The sequence below is a fragment of the Chitinophaga sp. genome, assembly GCF_036569125.1.
Lineage (GTDB): Bacteria > Bacteroidota > Bacteroidia > Chitinophagales > Chitinophagaceae > Chitinophaga.
The window spans coordinates 1-6427 of record NZ_DATCRF010000615.1 but is presented as its reverse complement, the minus strand read 5'-3'; the positions used below and the strand labels follow the sequence as shown (position 1 = coordinate 6427).

The 6427-nt window shown below is 45.0% G+C and carries 7 protein-coding genes; 5 read left to right on the top strand and 2 right to left on the bottom strand.

Going from position 1 to position 6427, the window contains the following annotated elements:
- Both VIM87_RS22940 and VIM87_RS22935 read left to right on the top strand, forming a co-directional pair.
- A partial coding sequence (locus tag VIM87_RS22940; protein ID WP_331999261.1) for an alpha/beta hydrolase occupies positions 1 to 610 on the top strand: 610 nt, incomplete at its 5' end.
- Positions 611 to 646: 36 nt separating this feature from the next.
- The gene (locus VIM87_RS22935) at positions 647 to 2041 is read left to right on the top strand and encodes a sialate O-acetylesterase (protein WP_331999260.1); all 1395 of its coding nucleotides are present in this window, start codon (positions 647 to 649) and stop codon (positions 2039 to 2041) included.
- A gap of 62 nt (positions 2042 to 2103) precedes the next feature.
- On the opposite strand, the gene VIM87_RS22930 is transcribed toward VIM87_RS22935, so the two are convergent.
- Positions 2104 to 3414, bottom strand: a complete 1311-nt coding sequence (locus VIM87_RS22930; protein WP_331999259.1) for an alpha-L-fucosidase — start codon at positions 3412 to 3414, stop codon at positions 2104 to 2106.
- A gap of 234 nt (positions 3415 to 3648) precedes the next feature.
- Between VIM87_RS22930 and VIM87_RS22925 the strand changes: the two genes are divergently transcribed.
- From VIM87_RS22925 to VIM87_RS22915, 3 genes are all read left to right on the top strand, one after another.
- Entirely contained in the window at positions 3649 to 4170 is a 522-nt protein-coding gene (locus tag VIM87_RS22925) for a Crp/Fnr family transcriptional regulator (RefSeq protein ID WP_331999258.1), read from the top strand.
- 75 nt (positions 4171 to 4245) lie between these two features.
- Positions 4246 to 4836: an NAD(P)H-dependent oxidoreductase gene (locus VIM87_RS22920; RefSeq protein ID WP_331999257.1), complete on the top strand. Its 591-nt coding sequence runs from the start codon at positions 4246 to 4248 to the stop codon at positions 4834 to 4836.
- A gap of 141 nt (positions 4837 to 4977) precedes the next feature.
- Positions 4978 to 5409 (top strand): RidA family protein, encoded by a 432-nt coding sequence (locus VIM87_RS22915; protein ID WP_331999256.1) that lies wholly within the window; start codon positions 4978 to 4980, stop codon positions 5407 to 5409.
- Between the two features lie 82 nt (positions 5410 to 5491).
- On the opposite strand, the gene VIM87_RS22910 is transcribed toward VIM87_RS22915, so the two are convergent.
- Positions 5492 to 6241 (bottom strand): DeoR/GlpR family DNA-binding transcription regulator, encoded by a 750-nt coding sequence (locus tag VIM87_RS22910; RefSeq protein WP_331999255.1) that lies wholly within the window; start codon positions 6239 to 6241, stop codon positions 5492 to 5494.
- Positions 6242 to 6427 lie beyond the last annotated feature (186 nt).

Genomic DNA, 6427 nt, shown 5'->3' with positions numbered 1-6427 from the left:
CCGTCAATGGACGGAGTGGTGCCAGGCAGATAATGTTGTGGATAACCTGATCGCAGATGGTAAAATTCAGCCGGTAGTAATGGTTTTTCCCAATTGCGATACTAAGCTCACTGTAACAGACACCTCATCTGCCGGCCGTTCAGGGAGAGCGGATAATTTTGAAGGTTACGGAAAACCATTTGAGGAGGATCTGTTGAAAGATATCATTCCTTACATCGATTCACATTATTCCACTATCAGCGACGCTGAACATCGTGCATTGGCCGGTTTGTCAATGGGCGGCGGCCAGTCGTTAAATATAGGCCTGCATCACCTGGAGACATTTGCCTATGTAGGTGGATTTTCCTCGGCGCCCAATACGAATAAATTTGGCAATATGTATACAGATGTGCAGTTTATTCCGGATCTTAAGGTTGCCCGGGAAAAGTTAAAGCTGCTATGGATAGGGTGTGGTAATAAAGACGGCCTTTGGCGGATCAGTGAAAACGCCCATCAGTACCTTAAGGAAATTAACTTTCCCCACGTTTGGAATGTAGACACGAATGGGCATGACAATAAGGAGTGGGATCGTAACCTGTATCTGTTTTCCCAATATATTTTTAAACAATAGCAGAAAGCTGATATATTAAAAGATGAAAAAAGTTATATGAAAAAACTCTTCCTTTACGGCATTGTGCTGCTGTTACCTGCAGTGCTTCATGCCGCCATCCGGTTACCGGCGCTTGTGGGCAGCAACATGGTGCTGCAGCAAAACGACAGTGTAACGATCTGGGGATGGGCAAGCCCTTCAGAAAAAGTTACGGTATTTACGGGCTGGGATAACAAAACAACGGCCGTTACCACCAGCGGTGATGCAAAATGGGCTTTAAAAGTACATACACCTGCAGCAGGCGGGCCTTATGAAATAAGATTGAAAGGATCCAATGAGATCGTATTGAAAAACATCCTGATCGGTGAAGTATGGCTGTGTTCAGGTCAATCCAACATGGAATACAGCTACTATAACGGCATCCGGCAGATAGGAGAGGTGCTGCCTGTTTGCAGTAACAATAATATCCGGTTCTTTAACATACCCAAAACTACGGCTGCATATCCCCAGGACGACTGTCACGCAAGCTGGGAAGTATGCGACAGCAACAGCCTGAAGCCTTTTAGTGCAGTGGGGTATTTTTTCGGAGCTAAACTACAGCAATCGTTAGGAGTGCCGGTTGGGCTGATCAATGCCAGCTGGGGAGGAACCCCCGCTGAAGTATGGGCGCCGGAACATCTTGTAACCAGTGAACCGCAGCTTTCTGCAGCTGCCGCCAAGTTACTGCCTGCCGCCTGGTGGCCCAATAAGCCAGGTTATGCTTATAATGCGATGATAGCGCCTCTTACCAATTTCAACATAAAGGGTGTGATCTGGTACCAGGGAGAAGCCAATGTGAATACTGCTGATACCTATACGCCATTGTTCACCGGCATGATACAGGCCTGGCGTGATGCATGGCATAAACCGCTGCCCTTTTACTATGTTCAGATAGCGCCGTTCACCTACGAAAAGGAATACCAGGCTGCATTGCTTCGCGAGGCGCAGGCACGCAGCAGCGCGCTTGCCGGAACCGGTATGGTAGTAGTAGCCGATGTTACAGAAAATGTGAAAGATATTCATCCCCAGGATAAGAGAACAGTTGGCAACAGGCTTGCCGCCTGGGCGCTTGGGGAGAATTATGGTAAAACAGGATTTGCCTGGAAAAGCCCGGTATTCAAAGAAATGAGCATCAGCAAAAACAAAGCCGTGCTGCGTTTCAATAACGTTCCTGCTTCTCTGAAGATCAATGGCAAAGCGCCCGCTGCCTTGTATATAGCCGGGGCAGATCATGTTTTCTATGAAGCATCCGCGAAGGTGGAAAAAGATGCGCTGATCGTTTGGAGTAAACAGGTAGAGAAGCCGGAAGCGGTGAGATATGGTTTCTCCAATGCCGGTATCGGTAATATTTTTTCTTCAGAAGGCCTGCCGGTTGTGCCTTTCCGTACGGATAACTGGCCGGTTGCACAATAAATTATGCCAGGAAGCCTCCCCATTTGGCCGGTGGTACCTGCCGCCGGCCAAATGGGTCAGGGCTATTTCAAAGTTAGCTTCACAATTATATCTGTTTTGTTCTCCTTATTGGCAATCCCATTCAATACAATTTCACCCTCACTTTGTCTGAAGCTGACTTTTACATTTGTTCCCAGGTATTTTGCAGCAGCAATTTTTTGGGGAACAGATGGCAGAACGATCTTTCCATCGGCAGGAGCTTTTAAAACATGCACGTAGATCGCTTTATCTGTAAAAGTTGTTCCGCCCCATTTGGCATCCCATACTCCGCCCTTTGTGCTGTAAATACTTTCTCCATACCTGGAAAGAAAATCACCGATCTCTTTCAACCGCTGCACCTGCGCAGGCTCAATTTCCCCATCCGGTTTAGGCCCAACGTTTAACAATAAATTCCCATCCTGGCATACAACGGATACCAATAAACGAATGCAGCTGTCAAGGGACATCATGCGGTCTGCTGCCTGGGGAGTCCATCCCCATGCCGTTTGACTGAGGTTCGTACACAGTTCCCAGGGCCTGCTTTCCCTTCCTCTCAATGTTACTTCCTGGGTATTAAAATCACCCATCCATCCGCTGCGGTGATTGATCACGATCTTTGGCTGCAGCTCTCTTACCATTGAGTTAAGCTTAACCGGCTCCCAGCTGAATTTCCCGGTGTAAGGTTTGTCGAAACCACGTGTGTACCAGCCTTTGCCGCCATCCCACATCAGGCCTGCAAAACCAAGCCAGAAATCTTCTCCGCCGTCATACCATAAAATATCGATCTTGCCGTAATTGCTTAACAGCTCATGAACCTGTGTGTAGGTTTGCTTTTTCATTTCCAGGGCATTGGAATAGTACAGGTCAGGAAAAAAGAAACCGGGATAGCGCCAGTCCAGCGGAGAATAATAAATACCGGCTTTCATGCCGGCATCATGCGCTGCATCAACATACTCTTTGATCAGATCTTTTTTTGCAGGACTGTTCATTGAACTGTAATTACCAAAGCTGGTATTAAACAAGCTAAAACCGTCGTGATGTCTTGAAGTTACCACCATGTACCTGCATCCGGCCTGCTTTGCAGCATCTACCCAGCTTTTTCCGGAGAATTTTGTAACACTGAACGAGTCCTTCAGTTTGCCATATTCTGATGTGTCGATCCGTTTGCTGAACATAGCCCATTCGCCTTCTCCCAAAACGGAGTACAATCCAAAATGAATGAACAATCCAAACTTGGCATCTTTCCACCATTGCATGTCTTTTTGCGGAAGCAATAGTGAGGAGTCTATAACTGTCTGTGCAAAGGAATGGTGTGTGATGATAATTAACGACAAAATTAAAAGCGATCTTTTCATGGAATTTTTTTTGCATGCAATAATGGCAAACATAAGTTTTTACAGTCTTCGTAAAATTACCCATATTTATTGGGGGCCGGCTGCTGATATGTTACAATGAACGGTATAAAATGTTGCAGGTAGCTGATCTTAAGGTCAGCAATGGGCATGTAGCAATCGTGATAATTGATTTATTTTTATAATTTTAAAGCATTTATAACTAAATTAATACTACCCTGAAAAGGGCTGTAAACAATGGCAAAAGAATGGGACCCGTTTAGACCGTATTTTAAACAGCAGGAAGTGCCTGCAAAGACGGTGCTTTTGGCAGAGGGAAAGGTTTCGAAAACGATGTTCTTTATTGAGAAAGGTTGCTTACGGACCTGGATCAATAATGACGGTAAAGAAATAACTACGCAATTCTTCTTTGAAGGCGACAGTGTTTCTTCTATTGAAAGTTTCAGAACAAACCAACCGAGCTTATACAGCATTGAAACCCTGGAGCCTTGTATTTTACAAACCATTTCACAAAGCGACTTCCGGCAGATCATTGAAAATTCACCGGAATTAAGGAATAAGCTGGAAGAGCACTTATTCAAAAGATTTCTTCAATCACAACAACTTTTCTATTCTTATCTTAAAAATAAGCCTCAAAAACGCTACGAAGAATTAATCGCGCAATATCCTCACATTGTACAACGTGTTCCGCAGCATTACATCGCTTCCTATTTAGGCATTACATCTGTTTCATTAAGCCGGATACGGAACAGGCGATAAACTCATTTCTTTACAATTGTTATCGTCAAAAGGTGATCCGCTTCTCAATTTTGTGCTGTAATTAAACAGTAAGAAATGAGAATAGTAATTGTATTTAATCATCCCTACGAGGGGAGCTTCTGCAATGCCATCCTGCAGGCTGTAACAAAGGGGCTTGAAGAAGCAGATCACGAAGTTGACCTGATGCACCTGGACAACGAGAAGTTCAATCCTGCCATGTCACAGGCAGACTTAAAAGCCTTTGTAGCGCATAAGCCCATTGACCCCCAGGTTATTGACTATACTGAACGCCTGAAAAAGGCAGACCATTTTATTTTTATTTTCCCGATCTGGTGGGATATCATGCCGGCAACAACCAAAGGATTTATTGACCGGGTACTTTCCCCGGGAGTGGTATATGACCACCATCCCAGAGGTTTTGGATTGGTGCCGCTTTTAAAGAACCTGAAAAGCATCACCGTTATTACCACCATGAACAAGCCTAAATGGCTGTACTCCCTGCTCATTGGAAACCTGATCCGGAAAGTAATGTTGAAAAGTGTTTTCGGAACGATGGGATACAAAAAACTGCAATGGATAAGCTTTACATCAGTAAAATCTGTAAGCCAGGAAAAACGGGTGAAGTGGCTGAAAAACCTTGAAACCAGGTTTGCAAATTTTAATTGATAAGATCCTGGATCATGAAACTAAGCAGCAATGACGTTTCCTCATTTGCCTTGTTGCTGCCCAAATAGGATCAACTAATCTAGCAATCTGAAACCCGGCCATTTTATATAAATTTCTGTACTTTCCGTAAAACCCTTTTAAATGAGCGAAGATCAAAAGAAGAAAATCAACGACACACGCAGGCGGGAATCCGTAGTACCAGCGGATATGAAAGAGATCCCTGAAAAATTTCACTATTCACCTGGTGTGAAAGCCGGGCCTTTCCTTTTTATTGCTGGACAAGTTGGCCGTGATGAGAATATGAATGTTATTGAGAATAAAGAGGCGCAAATGGCCCAGGCGTTCGAAAATGTCAGGAAAGTGCTGACAGCGGCAGGATGCACGTTCGATGATGTGGTGGAGATGATAACCTACCTTACTGATATGCGTGACCTCCAACTTCTCATGAAAGTGAAGGACCGGTATTTCACGAACCTCGACCGCCTCCCGACCTGGACCGCAATCGGCACCACTGTTCTGGCAAATCCAGGATTGTTCGTTGAGGTGAAGTGTACGGCGTTATTACCTGATTGAGGAGAGGAAGTAATAACAAGAAGAAATTAAAAGGCCTTAGAATCAGCTGCTGCGCTGGTTTTAAGGCTTTTTCGGGAACGGCTTAAATAATGGAAAGTTTCCCACGCCTGAATTCATCTAACCTGGGGTCGTTACTGGCAAGTTCAGTAACCAGTACATGAATTTTTTCAAGATCGCAGACCTTATAGTGTTCGGAGCTGCCCACCTTTTCACTGTTAGCCAGAACGATTGTTTTTTTCGCCGCGCGTAACATCGCTCTCTTTATCTCACCATCATCTTTGACGGCCGCCGTAACTCCCATTTGCGCGGATATGGCGCATGTACCCATTAAGTAGATGTCTGCCACATAGGAGGCAACTTGTTCAAAAGTGCCTGCCCCTACATTGGTTGCTGTTTCCCGGTTGTAGGTTCCGCCAAGCACAATCGTATCAATGTTCTTAAACCGGTGCAAAATAGGGATCAATGCAAGGTTGTTGGTGATAACCCTGAATGAAGAATCAATATTAAAGTGTTCTGCCACAGCGCAAACCGTTGTACCTCCGTCCATAAATATGGTAGCGCGGGGCTTCAGGAGTGATTGAACCTTAAGCGCAATGACATCCTTTTGCTCGCTGAGAAAACCCTGACGGTCCTGAAATGTCAGCGGATTTTTATTTCTCGCAATAGCGCCGCCCCGCACTTTGGAAAGCAGGCCGTTTTGATGCAGGATCTCAATATCCCGGCGAACCGTATCCTCCGAAACTCCCAGCTCGGCGGCCAGGTTCGGATAAGTAGCCTGGGCGCCGTCTTTCAAACGGGCCAGTATCATTTCAAACCTTTTTTCCTTAATCATAGACAGCACAAATATAAACAACTACCGGAGGGAGATTTAACACCCTTCCGGAGCCGGCATTAAAGATTATTTGCAAAATAATGCAAATTTGCACAATTTTGCAAAATGGAGAATGGAAAGAATATCAAAACCGCAAGAAGAGCAACGCAGGCGATCTTTCTGGTCTGTGGACTGGCATTATCAAGC

What these genes read in the sequence shown, in the direction of transcription:
- VIM87_RS22935 (WP_331999260.1), top strand. Translation starts at nt 647, where the DNA reads ATGAAAAAACTCTTCCTTTACGGCATTGTGCTGCTGTTACCTGCAGTG.
- VIM87_RS22930 (WP_331999259.1), bottom strand. Translation starts at nt 3,414, where the DNA reads ATGAAAAGATCGCTTTTAATTTTGTCGTTAATTATCATCACACACCAT.
- VIM87_RS22925 (WP_331999258.1), top strand. Translation starts at nt 3,649, where the DNA reads ATGGCAAAAGAATGGGACCCGTTTAGACCGTATTTTAAACAGCAGGAA.
- VIM87_RS22920 (WP_331999257.1), top strand. Translation starts at nt 4,246, where the DNA reads ATGAGAATAGTAATTGTATTTAATCATCCCTACGAGGGGAGCTTCTGC.
- VIM87_RS22915 (WP_331999256.1), top strand. Translation starts at nt 4,978, where the DNA reads ATGAGCGAAGATCAAAAGAAGAAAATCAACGACACACGCAGGCGGGAA.
- VIM87_RS22910 (WP_331999255.1), bottom strand. Translation starts at nt 6,241, where the DNA reads ATGATTAAGGAAAAAAGGTTTGAAATGATACTGGCCCGTTTGAAAGAC.